Origin of the sequence: Cohnella sp. (assembly GCF_041640265.1) — a bacterium.
Taxonomy (GTDB): Bacteria; Bacillota; Bacilli; order Paenibacillales; family Paenibacillaceae; genus Cohnella.
This window is the reverse complement of record NZ_JBEQAP010000076.1, coordinates 1-17,719: the sequence shown is the minus strand read 5'-3', so window position 1 is coordinate 17,719 and position 17,719 is coordinate 1. Positions and strand designations below refer to the sequence as shown.

The 17,719-nt window shown below is 48.2% G+C and carries 12 protein-coding genes; 1 reads left to right on the top strand and 11 read right to left on the bottom strand.

Annotated elements, in window-relative coordinates:
- Positions 1 to 153: 153 nt before the first annotated feature.
- From ACESLK_RS28360 to ACESLK_RS28335, 6 genes are all read right to left on the bottom strand, one after another.
- Positions 154 to 1,176: a dienelactone hydrolase family protein gene (locus ACESLK_RS28360; RefSeq protein WP_373233179.1), complete on the bottom strand. Its 1,023-nt coding sequence runs from the start codon at positions 1,174 to 1,176 to the stop codon at positions 154 to 156.
- A gap of 393 nt (positions 1,177 to 1,569) precedes the next feature.
- Positions 1,570 to 2,499 carry a sporulation protein YunB gene (gene yunB, locus ACESLK_RS28355; protein ID WP_373233178.1) on the bottom strand — a complete coding sequence of 310 codons (930 nt, stop codon included), beginning with the start codon at positions 2,497 to 2,499 and terminating at the stop codon, positions 1,570 to 1,572.
- A gap of 129 nt (positions 2,500 to 2,628) precedes the next feature.
- Entirely contained in the window at positions 2,629 to 4,095 is a 1,467-nt protein-coding gene (locus ACESLK_RS28350; RefSeq protein WP_373233177.1) for a glycosyl hydrolase family 28 protein, read from the bottom strand.
- Between the two features lie 239 nt (positions 4,096 to 4,334).
- Complete coding sequence (locus ACESLK_RS28345) at positions 4,335 to 5,885, bottom strand: extracellular solute-binding protein (RefSeq protein ID WP_373233176.1); 1,551 nt, start codon at positions 5,883 to 5,885, stop codon at positions 4,335 to 4,337.
- 66 nt (positions 5,886 to 5,951) lie between these two features.
- Entirely contained in the window at positions 5,952 to 6,818 is an 867-nt protein-coding gene (locus tag ACESLK_RS28340; RefSeq protein WP_373233175.1) for a carbohydrate ABC transporter permease, read from the bottom strand.
- Between the two features lie 16 nt (positions 6,819 to 6,834).
- The gene (locus ACESLK_RS28335) at positions 6,835 to 7,746 is read right to left on the bottom strand and encodes an ABC transporter permease (RefSeq protein ID WP_373233174.1); all 912 of its coding nucleotides are present in this window, start codon (positions 7,744 to 7,746) and stop codon (positions 6,835 to 6,837) included.
- Between the two features lie 272 nt (positions 7,747 to 8,018).
- Between ACESLK_RS28335 and ACESLK_RS28330 the strand changes: the two genes are divergently transcribed.
- Positions 8,019 to 10,262, top strand: a complete 2,244-nt coding sequence (locus ACESLK_RS28330; protein WP_373233173.1) for a helix-turn-helix domain-containing protein — start codon at positions 8,019 to 8,021, stop codon at positions 10,260 to 10,262.
- 66 nt (positions 10,263 to 10,328) lie between these two features.
- Here ACESLK_RS28330 and ACESLK_RS28325 read toward each other — a convergent pair whose 3' ends face one another.
- From ACESLK_RS28325 to ACESLK_RS28305, 5 genes are all read right to left on the bottom strand, one after another.
- A complete protein-coding gene (locus tag ACESLK_RS28325; RefSeq protein ID WP_373233172.1) occupies positions 10,329 to 11,954 on the bottom strand; it encodes a DUF3502 domain-containing protein in 1,626 nt (541 codons plus the stop codon).
- A 91-nt stretch (positions 11,955 to 12,045) separates the two neighbouring features.
- Positions 12,046 to 12,960, bottom strand: a complete 915-nt coding sequence (locus ACESLK_RS28320; RefSeq protein WP_373233171.1) for a carbohydrate ABC transporter permease — start codon at positions 12,958 to 12,960, stop codon at positions 12,046 to 12,048.
- 49 nt (positions 12,961 to 13,009) lie between these two features.
- Positions 13,010 to 13,882 (bottom strand): ABC transporter permease, encoded by an 873-nt coding sequence (locus ACESLK_RS28315; protein ID WP_373233170.1) that lies wholly within the window; start codon positions 13,880 to 13,882, stop codon positions 13,010 to 13,012.
- Positions 13,883 to 14,131: 249 nt separating this feature from the next.
- On the bottom strand, positions 14,132 to 15,877 hold the full coding sequence (locus ACESLK_RS28310) for a cache domain-containing sensor histidine kinase (protein WP_373233169.1): 1,746 nt from the start codon (positions 15,875 to 15,877) through the stop codon (positions 14,132 to 14,134).
- A complete protein-coding gene (locus ACESLK_RS28305) occupies positions 15,874 to 17,388 on the bottom strand; it encodes a response regulator transcription factor (protein WP_373233168.1) in 1,515 nt (504 codons plus the stop codon). Before ACESLK_RS28305 ends, ACESLK_RS28310 begins: the two co-directional genes overlap by 4 nt.
- Between the last annotated feature and the right edge of the window lie 331 nt (positions 17,389 to 17,719).

Sequence of the window (17,719 nt, the reverse complement as noted above, 5' to 3'; positions counted from 1 at the left end):
GAAGATTGCCCTCCAACTCGAAAGGAGGGAATTAGGGTAATATCCCCCTCGGATTTTAATGATCCCCTCTCCAAAAATGAAGAGAAACCCCTACGTCTCAAGAGACGGGGGTTTCTCGACGATCTGACTGCCTAAGGCAGCCTTTAATCTTAATTATGCCAGCACCGATTTAAGCCATTCGAATGAGATCCTTCCGCTAATTTCGTGCACACCGGGGAATAGATCATACTTCAGAAGGTGATCGACACCCTCTTGCTTATAAATTTGTTGCAATTGTTGAACCGCCTTCGAGAACCCAACTGCTGGAAAGATGGGGTCATTGTCGCCTGATTCCAGGAATAGCGGACGCGGAGCGATTAATCCCATTAATTCTGGGAGCTCTGCCTGCATAAGAATTCCCGGAGAATAATTACATACGCAATGATGAACGGCCATGATACTGTCCTTAAATGTATTGGGAAAACCGATGAGTAACGAAGCTCGAATACGCTCATCCAGAGCTGAAGCCACATATGCGATAAGCGATCCGCCGGAAAACCCTGCAATACCGATTCTGGTCGAATCTACTTCTGGTCGCTGAGCGAAGTAGTCGAGAGTTCCAAGCATTTCGGCTACTCTTAGGCCCGTCAGCGTTTTCCCTAGCATGAGTAAATGTGTAGACATGGTGTAACAGGAGCTTGGCGTATCCGGGTCAACCGCAAGATCGGCCTGCATCCTCCGTTCACCGAAGCCGATGACATCCGGCGCGATTACGACGAAACCTTTCTTGACAAGCTGCACTGCAAAATGGTTATAAATATCCGGTTCGCCGGTATCGGTTGTTCCGTCTGGCCGCATGCCGCATATTTGCCTGCTGCCATATCCGTGGCCGTGAACAGCGATAACGCCCGGAAGCTTTCCTGCAGCATTCGCCGGGATCAGGATATAAGCGCCGAAAGTCAGCCCAGATACCACGGACAGCTCCACTCGTTCCCTGATGTAGCCGTCACATTCGACTCGCTCAAGCAGATCAGGGTTATAGGTATCAGCCGTAAGCTCAAACTCCCCTAAAGATGCTTTAAGGGAATCCTTAAGTCTGCTTTTTTTCTGTCCAGGAGCTTCGTCTCTTCCTATACGTTCCCTATGCTCACGCGCCTGCTCGTACAATTTATCAATTAACGCATCCCCGTTCCACATACCGAATATCCCCTTTCAAGCAAAACGGCTTCGCTGTCCTAGTGCCAACAAACAAGCGAGTGCGATGTCGCTGTTATACTAATATATCATGACCATTAGAAGCCCCTATGCAGTTGACGATTGGCTACCCTACCCTTCCGTAGAGTATCTTTATTTCACTTAGCGGCAAATCCTGCCGCTATCTCATCAAATAAGACTTTCCTCACAGTGATAGCAGCAGGATTTGCCGCTATTGATCTGATTTTGACTCGATACAACAAAGAAACCCCGACATAACGGCAATCTTTGCCGCTAAAAGGCAGGGTATTATCAACGTGTGAAGCTATAGCGGCAATTTTTGCCGCTATAGCCCTACATGATATTAATTCGATTCACAGAGAGTCAGAATCATGGTTATGGTTTTGTTTCAGGAATAGTGAGTTCAGGTTTGCTCGGCAGAGCAATAGATGGTGCTTGAGCCGCACCGTTACCAACGGGATTGCCATTATTGTCATAGTAATAAGTGGGCACATCGCCGACTACTAGCACATAGGAAAGCGGTATTTTAGTTTCCAGCATTTCCGGCTGCTGATCGAAGGGGATAACAACTGCAATTTCTGTGCGAATCCGAACGTACACTTCGACAAGCAGATTATTAATACCCGCTTCGGTTTGTTTCGTCTCGACGTCTACCTTCACAGCGCTTGCCGGATGGAATGTTACAGATACTGACGGACCAATGGAAGATAGAAATGGACTATTCAAAGCATGCCCGATCGGGATACGCTCCGGGACGGAATCTCGCTCACGAAGCACTCGATTAACGACTTCGGTTGTCCTTGCTGAGATACCCATCTGTTCCTTGTAATCGATCAGGAAGCCGGTTATCTTGCCATCGGCATTGGTCTTCCATTGAATGAGATTATTCGAGTCTGCGCTCTGGGCGATCTCTTCCGAAATCGCTGTATTGATCGCTTCGGTCGCCATCTGATTAACCTTGATCTTGGCAAGGAACATCAGCGGCCCTCTAAGCTCCTTATCCAGAAAAAGCATACTTTGTATGATGATGAACAAAAACAGCAAGGCCATGATGATCCAGTAATGCTTGCGCTTCATCCTTCTCCGGGGTTTCGGTGTTGAGAATTTCTTCACTGGAGAATAGACGGCACCTTTCTGAGCGAGAAACCATTTACGACGGCCCCACTTGCGCGGGGGCGGCTTCAACGACGACCCGCCGCTCCGGAAAGTAACGATGCCTTTGCCCCATTTGCGAGGGGGAGGTTTCGGCAATGATCCGTTTCGCAACAATGTGAAATCGAAACCTTTGCCCCATTTTCTACGCATGACTTAACCTCCCATCGCATGACCTCAAGCAGGGTCGTCCTCGGGAATCCATGGTTCAAGCTTATGCGCAGCGGTAGGAAAAAAGCACCGAGTCTATTAAGAACCCGTAGACATATACAGTATTTCACCTTACTTTTTGAAAATAACGCCCTTCGTAAAGGAACCGATTTGGATATGCTCGGATTCAGGAACTAGTATCGGTTTGCCGTTCACGCGAACGTTCTCGATGGTGATCCCATCTACAACCCGCATCTCGTCGAACCCCTCAATGCGGGACGGATTGGGACAGTTTCCATCGAAGGAAATATTCTTGAAATGGATTTGTTCCACCCGGCGTCCCGGCTCCGGATTGTATTTCGAATTTTGCACGACCCTGATGTTGAACAGCTCGCCGAGCTCAAACGCCTCTACCCGGATATTCTCGTACCGAATGTTACGGACCGTATTGTTGTCTCCCGCATTGATGGCCATGCATCCCCAATAATCGGGCTGCGGTTCGTGGTGTTCCAGGACGTCGATATTTTCGAACACGATGTTCTCTATCACATTTCCAACGCTGCTCACGTAATCACCATGGACTCCAATCATCATGGGATGGGCCACATCCGCCCATAGGATCGCGTTTCGCACCGTCACATTGCGCGCATCTCCATAGAAGTCCCATCTGTGCCCGTAGATAGCAATACAATCATCGGATGTCCGCAGAAACACGTCATCGATTTCAATATTTGAACTGGACATCATGTCGATGCCGTCCAACCAGCCGAGGGTGCTGAACGTTTTGAAGTTACGGATCGTAATATGCTCCGACTGTCCGATATAAACGGTGTAATGGGGGGGATCGACTGTAATGATGCCTTCGATCGAGATGTTCTGTGAAAAGACGATTCGCACGCCGCGAAAAGCCGAAAACCGGCCGAAGTCGGACAAATAAAGCAGACCTCTGCCTCGAATCGTTACATCCTGCACGCGCTCGCATACCATCGAACCAGCTACGACCGCACCGCCCGCGATGTAAACCGTTTTTCCGGAAGGAATCTGGAGCAGAACCTCCTCCAAATGGTGCATCCCCGGGGTGAAATAAAGCGTATCGGGAATGAACGATGTACCTTCTGCGGATAGCTTGGCAGTTGTCAACAGCCGCAGCAGGTCCTCCGTCCGGTGAATGCCCGGCTGAATGACGACAACTCCCGGATCAGCGGGATCGGGGGCGTTCTCTTCAAGTGGATTTGCAAAAAGATGAAGATTGTGGAAGCGGTCGCCGTTGATTTCAAGCGACAATTTGCGCGGTCTATCCAGCGTGAACGTCACCCGGCCGCCGCTGACAGCGCACTTCAGCCCTGACGACAAAGGGCGAATTATCGCCTCCTCTACTGCTTCTGCACATGACACCTCTACTTCCACCGGGCCGGTGCAATCGAAATACACCATTGAGGCATTCCGGACATTGTGCATGTCTACCTTCACGTTATAACAAAACAATTGTTGCCATTCGCCGCTTTCCACTCGAACCCGTACTTTGAAATCCGAGTTTCCAGCCGCTTCCGCGGGAGCGGGGTACGTGATCAATTGATTTTGAACGGTTATCATGGTCATTAAATCGGCTCCCATCCTGTATTGCTCTATTTATCTTCATCAATAGATATCACCTTAAGACTATCATAGGACCGCATGAAGTTTTTTTAGAGTCTTGTACGGATTTTTAAGAACTACGAAAGAAAAACGCAAGTAGTCAGGGGTGGACATCCCCTGACTACTTGTTTCAAACTCTGCAATAATTCAATTATCAGAGTTCGCAGATGACTCTGCGGAGTTCCGATTTGGTCGCTCGTATTTTATTTTGCCAGGAATGCGTTGATTTGTTTTTGCATCTCTTCCTGGATTTTCTTGGCGACTCCGGAAGCTTCGCCTTTGTATTTCTCGAACGTCGTTTCCGGATCGACGACACCGTTGCCCAACGCGTTCATATATTTGTCACGAATTGAATTGAACTGCGCGATTTCGTTGGCAACCGGTGCCGAGTCAAACGTGAAGCCAGTCAGGATATCCTGAGTAAAGTTGTCGGCAACACCCGTGAATTTGTTCAGGGCAATCGTCTCGTCGCCAAGAGCTTCGTCAAAGCGGTCGTTCTGCGGGTTCCATACCCACGCGAACGGGAACCAAGGGTAACCGTCGTTCAGCTTTTTGTATTTGTCGTCGCCGACCGGCTCCCAGTTTTGCCCTTGGATGCCATAAGCGAGCAGGTCGTAGTTTTCTTTTTGGCTCGCCCAATCAAGAAATTGGATCGCGCGCTCTTTGTTTTTGCTGACGCTTGTCAGAGCCAGGAAGTTCCACACCTTGAAGTCGGTGACGTTCGCGCCTTTCTCAGTGCTGAAGAACGTGACCGCTTCGACTTCCCCTCCGACGCTTTGCTTGACGGCCGATTGGATATCGGACAGAACCCCGAAATCATTCGTGTTCATGATGGCGATTTTCCCTGCTTTGTACACCTCTCGGTAATCCTTAACGGAAAGAACATCTTGGTACATCAATTTGTCCGTGTACAGCTTCCGCGCGTCCGTAATCCAGCTCCAGAACGTCGGATCTTTCTCGTCGAACATATTGTACACTTTGCCGTCGTTGTTTTTGTGGTATAGCACTCCATCCGTGCCGAGCTGAGTATCTTTGATCGTCGTTTCGTAGTCGAACACTTTACGGAACTGTGCCCAAGACATCCCTGCGTCCTTGGCTATGAGCGGTGTGACGTCCGGTTTCTTTTCTTTAACCAAATAAGCGAATTTAATCAGGTCTTCATACGATTTGATCTCCGGTACGCCGAGTTCCTCGCGGATATCCTTGCGTACGTAGTAAACGCGGCCCTGATAGAAGGAATTGCCGAGCGGAACCGCCATGATCTTCCCGTTAAACTTGTTGGCATTGATCATCTGTTCCGAGCGGGTGCTGATAATGTTAGGGCCGTATTGCTTCAGCAAATCGTCGAGCGGCTCGTAATAGTCGGCGGCGATCATTTGGGTCATATGCAGCCAAGGCGCTTCGAAGATGAGGTCAACATCTTCGCCGGATGACAACGTCACTTGCGTTTTTTGCGCCAGATCGGCCCACGGAATAAAGACGACGTCGAGCTTTACATTCAGCGTATCGGACATTCGTTTCTCAGCTTCCGCAACGACGGCGTCAAAGTCTTTCGGACGGTCGCCCGGAATCATGATCTTCAGCGTAACCGGGTCCAGCTTCTCAGGTGTTGCGCTTGCTGAAGCCGACGGGGATGAGGAACCGGTTGCGGAAGGCGAGCTGCTTGCGTTGTTTCCGTTGTCGTTCTGGCCGCACGCGGCCAGTATGACCGTCAGCAGGCATAGCGAGAGCAGGATGGAAAGCGTCTTTTTCATTTTTGTATTTCCTCCCTTTATTTGTACTTCTTATTTTATCTCCCCGACGGGTTGCCGGGAAACTTGTTAACCTTTTACAGCTCCTATCGTCAAGCCTTGTACGAAATAACGCTGGACGAAGGGATACACGAGCACGATCGGACCGATGGTCAAGCAAACCGTCGCGAGCTGTACGACATTTGCCGGTACGGATACGTTGTAGGAACCGCTGGCTCCGGCAACGTAAGAAGATACGTTGATATTGGATATCAGCTGCCGGATCATGATTTGCAGCGGATGCAGCCTGTGATCGTCGATAAACAGCAGAGACAGCCACCAGTCGTTCCAGTAGTGCAGCGCGTAGAACAAGCTGATCGTGGCCATCACAGGGGTTGAGATCGGAAGAATGATCGTCCAGAAAATCCGGAACTCCCTCGCGCCGTCTATGGTGGCGGATTCGTTCAGTTCAAACGGGAGCTGCCTGAAGAACGATACGAAGATAAATGCGTAGAACGGATTGAGCACATACGGCAGAATTAACGCCCACAGTGAATCCTTCAGGTCCAGCCAATTGACAATCAGAATATAGAAACCGACCAATCCGCTGCCAAAAATCATCGTAAAGTACGTGAAGAAAGCTATAATGTTACGGTATTTGACCTTTCGGTTTGCGAGCACGTAAGCGAAGCTGGCCGTAATCAGGACGGCAATCAAGGTCCCGAGTCCGGTCACCGCGACGGTCACCATATAACTGTTCGCGATTTGGTCCCCTTGCAGAAGGAATCGGTACGCTTCAAGGCTGAACTCGCTTGGCCAAAGCTGATAGCCGTTCTTGACGAAGCTGCTCTCCGTGGCTAACGAATCGATCAGAACGAGCCAGAACGGAAGCAAGCAGGCCAGGGTAAATACCGTGACGACCGCGTACACGATCAGATTAAATCCTCTTTCTCTCATTTTCCGCGCCCCCCTGTCAAAACAGTTTGCTTTCGTTGTCGATTTTGCGCACAAGGCCATTAAACAAGACGATGCAGACGAGCCCCATGACCGATTGGTAGAATACGACGGCAGCCGCCATGCTGAAATTGCCCATTTGACGAAGCGCCCGGAAAGAATACGTGTCGATGACGTCGGTCGTCGGGAACAAGACACCGTTATCGCCGATGATGCCGTAGATCATCCCGAAGTCTCCATAGAAAATACGTCCGATTCCCAGCAGTGCGAGCATGATGATAACCGGACGGATAAGCGGAATCGTGATGCGCGTTATTTGTTGGATTCGGGTTGCGCCGTCGATCTCGGCGGCTTCATAATACTCTTTGGATATCCCCGTCATAGCAGCTAGGAAAATAACTGAAAAATATCCCGCGAATTTCCAAACGTAGATAACGGTCAGGATAATGGGCCATACCCAAGGCGTTTGATACCAACCGACCGCCTCTGAACCGAAACTTGTCAGAAATTTGTTGAGCAAGCCGTCCTCCACGTTTAGGAATGCGAACGCCATCAGGCTGACGACAAGCCATGAGATAAAATAGGGAAGAAAGATGAGCGATTGCGCCAGCTTCTTGAAAAACGCTTTGCGGATCTCGTTTAGCAGAATCGCGATGATAGCGGAGAAGACCAGTCCGACAACAAGAAAAAGCCCGTTCAAGTACAACGTGTTGATCGTCACTTTGAACCAATCTTGGCCGCCGAAGAAAAATTTGAAATTGTTCCAACCGATCCATTTGCTGCCCCATATTCCGTCCGCCAAACGATATTGTTTGAAGGCAAGCAGATGCCCCTGCATCGGCAAATAGGCGAAGATGATCAGAAACGACAATCCGGGGACGGCCAGAAGATACAGATCGATGTTTTTACGGATTTCCCGAAAGAATCCCATGTTGCAAGTCCTCCTAACCCTAAATCAGATCAGCCGTTCACTCGTTCGGCCGTTAAGCATTTACTCGTTCGTCTTGAATCCATCGTAGACTCATAACCGCCGGCGGGTAAAGTCAACATTTCGCCGATCCGGTACTGAAACGGGCTTTTTCCAAGAACCACCCTCAAAAAGCCGCAAACAGGACTTCAAGCCGTTTTCAGTACTATCTCAGGAATGCAAGATTCGGTACAATGTTGTTAGAGACAAATAAAAACTCCAGGGGGACGTAGCGGATGAAAGCCTTCTATCACTCTAAACATAACCGCCATCTGCTGCTTGTCGTCTTTACGGCCGTTGCCGTCGTTTTTCTCTTTTCGCTTCTCCTATCCAGGGAATACACCAAGGAAGCGATGAACGACGTCCGAACGGTAGCCAATTCCAAAATGACGCACATTTATAAAAACACCCAATTCATCTTCGATCATCTGCGCAATTATGGCATAAGCATTTATCAGGATAACAGTATCAATACATGGATGGTCGCAGACGAGAACGACGTGCTCGACGATTATTCCGCTTACACGACGATACGGAGATATCAATCTCTCCAGCCGTTTATTTCCAATGTTTATTTGATCAATACCAGAGCCCGCCGCGCGCTGAATGCTGATGTTGGAGCTTCCAGCCTTGCCGAATTCGAAGATCAAGACTTGCTTCGATCGCTCGGCCGCTCAACACCCAATTACGCTTCATTCGGTTCGCATGAGCACGACGGGGCCACTTACATTACTTGGATCATTCCGGAATCAGGCGCCAAAGGAAGCTTTTTGGTCCTTCTGTTCAACAACCGGCAACTGGAGAAATTTCTCTTCCAGAACGACAACGCGTCGGACTTTTCCATTCAACTCCTAGACCAAAATAACAATCTGATGCTGGGAAACCGCGAAGGTTTCGCCGGATTGGAGCAAGTACGGGAGTGGAAGGACGCCGCGGACTTTCGTCAAGCCGATATCGCCTCCGGAGGAACGGACCGGCAGATCACGGCAGCCGATCTGGATTTGTATCGTTGGACTCTCTATTTCTCGACGGATTCAAAAGTATTGACGTATAACATCGGAGCTTTCCAACGAAAAATTACGCTAGCCTGCATTTTGTTGGTCGCCGTTCTGCTCGGCATTATTGTATGGGGATGGATTCGGACGTTAAGCCCTTTCCGGAGGCTCGCCCGTGAATTTCAGGGCAAGCTGGGTCCGCAACCGGGTTCCGCCCCAAGAGAAGAAGATGACATTATTCGAAACGGCCTTCATTATTTGCTTGATTCCGTCCAACAAATGAACACATCCCTGCGTAATTACAAGGATCTTGCCAAAGAAGAATATTTGCGGCAATGGATCCTGCAAGGATCGGATGCAAATATTCGTGCCCCCTTATCGGAAGTAAGCGAACTTCCGACAATGGAACAAATTCGAATGGCCCTTATCCGGATCGAATCATACAAAAATTTCGCGGAGCAATACAACTATCGTTCGAGGAAACTGATCAAATATGCTATGGGCAACATTGCCTCGGAGGTGGCGAAGAACCAAGGCTTCAAATCAGAAGCGGTCGATATGGACGGAGACCGGATGGTCATGCTTTTCGCCCCGAACCTGGATGAAGGAGACGATACTTCCGCGGAGGCCATGCTTATGGCCGTACAGGAGCAGCTATCGAAATGGCTTAACGTCCCTACGGCAGTCGCCGTAAGCGGACAGATAGCGGCTCCCGATAATATGAGAAAAACATATGATGAAACGTACGATCTTACCTTGCTCAAATTTTTGACGGGCGAGGCGAAAGTGTTCGAGGAGTCGGATTTAGAGGAGTCGTTCCAATCCCAAAGGTCACTGCCGGACGATAATCTGCTTAACGAGCTGATCCGTGCCGTCAAACAATCCGATCACGAACGGATGAAGGTTCAGCTGTCCCAGCTGATGGATGGGTTAAAGGCGCTTCCGCTGGAGGATTTGCATTTCCAGCTGAAAATGATTGTGTACACCCTGTTTAAATCGTTCAGCAAAGTTATTGAATTGCAAGAAACTGCAGGTACCGATACACTTCTGAACCGATTCTCCTCTTTGTCGGAAGTATCGGCGTGGCTGGAAGATAAGCTGTCCAACATCATGAACGATCAGAAAGCGAAGCCTTCGGCCAGCCGGAAGGACGAAATCGCGCAGGAGATTATCGATTTCATTCAGAATCACCTGCAGGACCCGGTGCTCAGCCTCGATACGATCAGCGACCATCTTGGTTTGTCGTCCAGCTATATCCGCCACGTGTTCAAGGAAGTGTACGAGATCACGCTCGCCGACTACATTTTGCAGGAACGGATCGAGAAGGTGAAAAAGCTGCTCGTCTCGACCGGCCATACGATCGCCGAAATCGCGGAAATGGCCGGATTCCAAACGAAAAGCCACTTCTACAATGCTTTCAAGAAGTCGGAGGGCATCACGCCGGTGCAGTATCGGAATTCGGAAAAAGCGAGAATCGGAGCCTGATAATAATAAAACGGGGCCGCGCTAATAGGCGCGTGCCCCGTTTTCTCGCTTCATTACGACTTATCACTATTTCTTGGTTGCCGCAAACGCGTCAAGCTGAATTTGCAATTGCTCCATATACTTATCCAAACCTGCACCCTTGAGCTGCTTCACTGCCGCTTCCAGATCGGCATCGATGCTTTTCTTTACAACGCCTGCCGCGAGCGGCTGCACGTATTGGGTTCTGAGCGTTTCCAAGCTGGACAATTCAGCAGCAAGCTCGGATGTATTGAAGACAAAGCCTTCAAACAGATTCACGCCGTTCTTCTGCGCAGCCTCAGTTCCTCTTTTATCCAGACTGTCGAATATAGCCTGGAACTCGCCCGGATATTTGCTTTGCCGCGCCATGTACCCGTCATACGATGCCGTCCAGGAAGGCTTCCGATTTTTGCCGTCAATGCCCTCAACAGACACGGCCTCGCCGTCCAGGTTGTAGTGGACCCCCTTGACACCGTAAGCCAGCAGGTCGTAGTAAGTCCGGTCGCTGTGAACCTTCTCGATCAATTTAAGCGCGGTTTCCGCATACTTGCTATGTGCGCCAACCGAAATCATGGATGTGGTTTCGACCGAGACCGAAGGCAAGAACAAAGTGTTAGGATGTACATCGACTCCGACGTCCAGCCAGCCGAACTCCCAATCCGGATGCTCCTTCTTGATCTCCGGAACGTAGTTGTTGGCGACAGGCCCCCACCAGTTGCTGAATTCGAGCGGCTTCTTGCCCGCTTTCATAAGCTCCTTCGTTTTGTCCGTTTCATTGCCCTGTGCCGCAAGGATATCGTGGGCAACAATGCCGTCGTCATACCACTTCTTCGCCTTGGCCAAGACTTCCTTGTACTCGGGAGTATCATAGATGCTGATGGCTTTATAAGGCTCTTCATAACTTGTTACCGTAAAAGTAGTACCCTGCATTTGTGTTAGCGCCGGAATGAAATACTTCTTGCCGACCATCCATTTCCATAATACATCGCCAAAACGAGGGTCGTTGACCATTGGCGTATCTGGGAATTCCTCTTTCGCTTTGTACAAGTATTGCTCCAAAGTGTTCAAATCCTTGATTTCCGGCAGCCCCCATTGCTTTCGCAAATCCTCGCGGTACAGGAAGCCGTCCCCGCCGCCGCCGCCCGGCTTATTGATCTGCGGAATGCCGAACAGCTTGCCGTTAATCTCGATGCGGTTCAGAACGTCGCCGTATCGTTCACCCAATTTCGGGGTCTGGCTCAGCAGTGGCTTCAAATCCGCAAAAGCGTTCTTGATCGCGAAATTCTTGAAATCCGACCATGCGCCGCCGACATACAGATCGTATTCTTTAGCCGCAATAGCACGGCTGATCTGGTTCTTCTCGTCGCCCCAGGGAATAAAGTCGAATCGGACTTTGGCGCCCAGATCTTTTGTGGTGAGTTCGTCGAGCTGTTTGTAGAACTCTTCCATTCCTGCCTGCGGCTCCGTACCCATCGTAACCGCTTTCAGTTCGATAATTTCTTTAGGAGCCTCAGACGAAGCGGCCGCACTTGCCGGCGCACTGGAAGATGCCTCGGAAGATGAACCTTGAGATGTGTTCTTTGATGAACAAGCGGCTGCCAAGATAAGTACTGCAACCATTAAGACTGACAAAAACGCTTTCATAGACCTAGACGTTTTTCCTGCTGCTTTCAAAACAATCCCCTCCATGCATTTTTTAATTTATGATAGATAGAGGAAACATCGTAGTAATGTCTCCCCTAGCAAATCCAATAGTGCAGCTTAATTAACCCTTTACTCCGCCGACGACAAGCCCACTGACAAAGTAACGCTGAGCGAACGGATAGAACAATAATACGGGGCCGGTAGCGAGCATGGCCGTGGCCAGCTTCATCGTTTCGGTCGGCATTTGCTCCACGATAATCTGGGAATCCCTTACCGCGTCGGTCACCCGTGCCAGCATCCGGTAAAGCAAATATTGCAAGCCCCATTTATCCTTATCTGTCGTTAGGTAGAGACTGTAGCCGAACCAGTTGTTCCAATAGCCAAGCGCCAGAAACAAGCCGATCGTGGCCAATGCGGGCTTCAACAGGGGGAGAATAATCTGCCAATATACTCGGAACTCCCCTGCTCCGTCAATCCGTGCGGACTCCACTAGCGAATGGGGAATGCCTTTGATGAAATTTCGGAATAGCAATATGAAGAAGGGGCTCATCAATCCGGGAAGTATAATGGCCCAAAGGGAATGATTCAAGTGAAGAAGATTAGTGTTGACCAAGTAAGAAGGGATCAAGCCTCCGCTAAACAAAGTCGTGAAGTAGATAAAGAAAGCCGCTTTATCCCGATGCTTGAAATCCGGACGGGAAAGGACATATCCGCTCATGGAGCTTACCAGCAGCCCCAACAAGGTTCCTATCAATGTGACATATATCGTGACTAAATATGCATTTCCAATCGTGCCGCCAAGCGTTGAGAATACAACCTCATAAGCACGGAAGGAAAACTCTTGCGGCAGAAGCGAATAGCCGTTAACGGCAACCGCGGATTCGCTGCTCAAGGAACCCGAAAGCATCAGAATAAACGGCAACACGCACATGATTGCAAAAAATGATACGACGATAACGGCGATGACATTAAAAACCTTGGCGCTTGTGTCCAACCGGATCGTATTTCCTTTATGTCCCGCAGATAGCTCAGCCATGACAATCCCCTTCCTTATGCAATGAATCTATTCGTTATCAATGCCAGCTTTAGAACAGCGAGTTTTCCCGGTCGACTTTGCGGACAATCGCGTTAACCGCCACAACCAAAATCAGACCGAATACCGATTGAAACAACCCTGCCGCCGTGCCGAGACCCAAGCTGAAGTTAACGGTCAGTGAGCGGTACACATACGTATCGATGATATCCGTGACGTTCATCAGCAGCCCGTTGTTGCCGATGATGTTCCAGAACAAATCGAATTGTCCGCGCATGATCCCCCCGATGGAGAAGAGAAGCAAAATGATAACGGTCGGCTTCAGCAAGGGGAGGGTAATATGAAGAATGCGCTGCCATTTGGAGGCGCCATCCACATATGCGGCTTCATAAATGCTATCATCGATTCCGTGGATGGCGGCCAAATAGATCACGCTGCCATAACCCAAGCCTTTCCATATCTCGATGGCGACAATAATAAACGGCCAAGCCGCAGGCGTCGCATAAAAATCAAACTTTTCAAAACCCAGTGACTTGAAAGCGCTGTTAAAAACGCCGTAATCATAGCTGAACAAGTTATAGACAATCGAGGCCACGATAACCATCGAAACGAAATAAGGCATAAACATCATCGTCTGAGACATTTTTACAAATCTTTTGAACGTGAGCTCCTTGAGGAGTACTGCAATCGAAATCTGAAAAATATTGTTTAGTACTATGAACGCAATATTATACAGAACGGTATTCCGTATTAATACCCATATAATGGAATCCGTGCCGCCCCTAAATAGAAACTCAAAATTTTTAAATCCGACAAACGGACTGAAAAGCTCTAAGCTAAAATCATAGTCGATAAAGGCGTAGTACAATCCGAACATAGGAATATACGAAAACAGAAGAAAGAAGGCGATCATGGGAATCAGCATTACGTAATATGTTTTGTGCGCCCTAAAATCTGCGAAATATAATTTCCTTTCTTTTACTTTTTGTGTAATTACTGCGTTTACCTGTGTGCTCATGTCATCACCATCCTCATCTCATATTTTAGCAACAGGGGGTGGGAGCGAATATAACACTTTTGCTAGATTCCTTGTAATTTTCGATGATGAGGTGAGAGAAAACGGCCATCTCTCCCCGATAACACTCAGGAAGAGATGGCCGTATCATGAATAGCATCAGCTTGCCTCTAAACTCTTAATAACGGGGACATCGATAATGACAGAGGTGCCTGCTCCCGGTGCGCTTTCGAAACGCATACAGGTTTGTTCACCAAAATAGAGGTTAAGGCGCTTCTCAATATTGTTTACACCGTATCCGCTGCCATGATAACCCGGTCGCTCACTTTTCTCCTCTTCCATACCTATGCCATCATCCACAACAGACAGGATCATACGCTGATTGAGGATGGTCCCCCTAATGATAATCGTTCCTTTTCCTTCGGGATTCTCCGAGATGCCATGCACAATGGCGTTCTCTACTAGAGGCTGAAGCGTGATTTTCGGAATCAGGCATTCCTCTACCTCTTTCTCTACATCGATTTCGAATTGGATTCTTCCCTTAAACCGTTTCTGCTGAATATCGATATAGATGCTGCTCAAACGAATTTCGTCTCCAACGGTAACGAGATCCTCTCCCTTGTTCAAAATCAACTTATAATAATCCGACAGGGCGTAAATGACCTGCTGAATATTTTCCTTTTCTCCCTTTTGCGCCATCCAAAACAGCATATCCAACGTGTTGTATAGAAAATGCGGATTAATTTGAGATTGAAGCGCTTTGAGCTCGGCTCCCTTTTTTTCCTGACCGAGCTTGAACTGCTCCTGCAGCAAATTCTGCACGTTGTCGATCATATAGTTATAACTCGATACAAGCCGTCCTACTTCATCATCGCGTGGCGCTATATCAAGGCTCTGAAGCCATCCTTTCCGAACCTGATCCATCTTTTTCGTCAGCAGCATCACGCGGTGAGTAACGGATTTGGTAATCGGGAAAATCAAGAGAAGCAGCGCCACGCTCACAAGAAGGTAGACGGTAATGATTTGGGTTCCCACTTTATTCATAGCCGCCGCTGCCGCACTTTGCGGGATGACGGAAACCAAATAAATGCCCGTATGCCCGATTTGATTGCTGCGAACCTGGTAAGAGTCGTTTGCCTGCGTGACCTTCAAAAAACGATTGCCGGTTTCCAGCGTTTGAGGCAAGCGCATAGTTCCCAACTGCGAATTATCGCTGCTTGCGATCATCTCGCCTTCCTCGGTTGCCAGATAAACGAATTGTTCCGGGACGGACTTGGTTAAGCTTTGGCTAATCTGCTTTAAATCCAGGTTAATAACCACAGTACCTATAGGTTCCTGGTAATCTTCCATATTCCACATGATCCTGCCCAGTGTTAAATAGCTCTTCGCCGGAGGAGAGCTATCATCTTCGTAAAGCAGCCATGTCGGGGCTCCGCCATTGGCATTAAGTTTATGTGCCCATTCCAGAGGTTCGATCCTGCTAAGCATGCGGAACCGAGTGTCCGCTCCTGTCACCACAAACCGGTCATCGATATAATACACGATATTGTCAACTTCCGAGCTGGCTTCCAGAACCTGCGTATAGGAGACAACTTCGTCAAAATTCAGGATTTGTTCTCCTATATCCGTTGTTTCAGGATCGGCGATTAATGCGGCACTAAGTGCTTCATTCACAATGACCATAGAGGACATTTTCTCGATGCGAGCCATTTTGCTGGACAATATGGAGTGCGTCTGTTCATAGTTTTGATTAGCGGCATAATTCTGGCTTTGGAGCGAGGCATTGCGAATCTCCCCGTATGACTCCAAGAAGGTGATGGCCAGCGGCACCAGTCCTACTAACGCAAACATGATCAACAGCTTCGTTTTTAGGGATAGATTTAAAAACCATGTTGGTTTTTTCATTTCATGATCATCTTTCTATATTCTACAGGTGTTACCTCGGTTGCTTCTTTGAAAACCTTAGTGAAATAACTCGCGCTTGCATAACCGCATTGCTCGGAGATGGCATTAATTTTGTAATGTTCGTTTGAAATCAGTTTTTTGGCAAGATCCAGTCGGTAATCCGCAATGTATTGTTTAATCGTAATCCCGGTTTCCTGCTTGAACAATGTGCCGAGATGAGCGGCAGACAAATGCACGTGATCGGCGATTTCCCGCAAATCCAGATCCAATTTGCAGTAATGAGATGCAATATAATCCATCACATCCCGGACCACCCGGGAATACTTTGAGGAACTCTCCACCTCTTCCAAATAGGCGGTAAGAATCTGAGACACCAACTGCTTCATGGAGATAATAGAATCGCAATTCTGGATATACCGTTCCAATTCACCCAAGCTGTACAAAGAGTCTATTCTGGAGAGTACCGTGCTTTTCTCGCGCAGCATCGCCTGCGCAAAGGAAGTGAATAAAGCGCCTACTCGCTCTTTACGGGGATACTCCATCTCGCAAAAGCCATCGCAAACCGTATCAAACCAGCTTGTCAGCTTTTTCGGTTCATTTTTTAACAAGTTAAAAAATTCCGGGTACAGATCAGTGTTCACGCCCTGCGGCACGTTCTTCTTTTCCTCGGTATAAAAAAAACGAATATTCGGGTTATAAAAGGAACGTCCCCGAGCGGTCATTGCGGATTGATAGCTTTCCGGGACGAGTGCAAAACTGTTCGCTTCAATCCCTGCACCCATGTAAAAATCTTCGTTCTGCTGCAAAAAAGATTGGATTAACGATTTGATGCGTTTCGTCTCTTGTTTCTTTAACGCCAGGACAGACAAATAATGATTTTCCTCCAGACTTACGCAAACTGCTGGCACGCTATTCGCTTTCCAAAAAGATTGAAGGGCCGCCAATTCCATCTCCTGAGATTCTGCGACCGACTTGTGCCAAGCGACCAAGCAAATATAGTTCATATCTGTTGGAAAACCCGTTTCGTTGCAAAGACGCAGAAGGTCATCCAGATTATTGTTTTTCTGCTTCAACATTCCGGCAAGCTTCTGCCGCTGTAAATCCATTCTCTGGTCATTGAGAACATGGTTCTTCTGTTTGTCATCAATAAACTCTACGGACCTCTGGATAGCTGCTTCCAACTCCGGAAGCTTGATGGGCTTTTCAATATAATCAACGGCGGCCAGCTTGATGGCGCTTTTCAAATAGGCGGTATCCAAGTATCCGCTCATAAACAACAGCTTGCACTCCCCGCACTTCTCTGCCAGCTGCTCCGCGAATTCAATTCCGCTAAGCTTCGGCATCCTGATATCGGTTAGCACAATATCTGGTTGAAACCATAAAGCGATCCGAAGCGCCTCTGCCCCGTCTTTGGCCTGCTTAATATCGCTAATTCCATATTTCTTCCAGTCAATGGACTCCATCAAACCGATTCTTGTATAATCATCATCGTCTGCAATTAATAAATGCATGTCGATCTGCTCCTTAATTATAATATTTATTTGAAAGCGCATTCATTTTGAGGATTGGTTTCAAAATCTTTCATATCTAGACATTTTCATTGTAATGATAAATGGAGTTAGAATGTATGCAGTTTCTTAAGGAGAAGGTACAGTTTTTATAGAAGTTATTAAGCGTGAGGCTGTCGATTAATTGTGGACAGTTTTAACGTAAACGATGACGTAAAATTGTTTGTGTACCAAGATTTGGAGCCTTTTCAGGTAACAAAAAAGTAGGGTATTCTCGGGATTGCGACACCACCAAGAAGGAGCCCTACTCAATGACTAATATACCCGATAACAT